1 pseudogene is annotated in these 531 nt (G+C 50.7%); it reads right to left on the reverse strand.

Going from position 1 to position 531, the window contains the following annotated elements:
• Positions 1-524 (reverse strand): annotated as a pseudogene (gene ligA, locus JMW90_RS13655) (NAD-dependent DNA ligase LigA); the annotation flags it as partial.
• Positions 525-531: the final 7 nt, after the last annotated feature.

Raw genomic sequence — 531 nt, forward strand, 5'->3', positions numbered from 1 at the left:
TCCCATCGCTGAATCTCACCAAAGTTATGCAGCGTGACATTGCTGACCGTGACGCCACCGACTTTCACGGGTTCTAATTTACCGACTGGAGTAATCGCGCCAGTGCGTCCGACTTGCCACTCGATAGCATGCAAGCGTGTCATGACGGTTTCGGCAGGGAATTTATAAGCGGTTGCCCAGCGCGGCTCACGCGATAAAAAACCAAGCTGTTGCTGCAACGCCAAGCTATTGACCTTGATGACCATACCATCAATCTCGAACGGCAGATCGCCACGTGTCTCCTTTACCGATTCATAATAGGCTTGAGCCTCGCGTGGATTTTGTACTACCTCAACTGCACTGACGGTAAAGCCAATGGTTTTTAGCCAAGCAAGCGCTGCTGATTGGGTTTTGATATGCTCAGGTAACCCTTGATTGACAGAATAGCAATAAAACGCGAGCGGACGGCTAGCGGCAATGGCGGGATCAAGTTGTCCTAATCATCCAGCGGCAGCATTGCGTGGATTGGCAAAAGTTTTGTCGCCCTATTCT

The sequence above is a fragment of the Psychrobacter glacincola genome (genome assembly GCF_904846215.1).
Lineage (GTDB): Bacteria > Pseudomonadota > Gammaproteobacteria > Pseudomonadales > Moraxellaceae > Psychrobacter > Psychrobacter glacincola.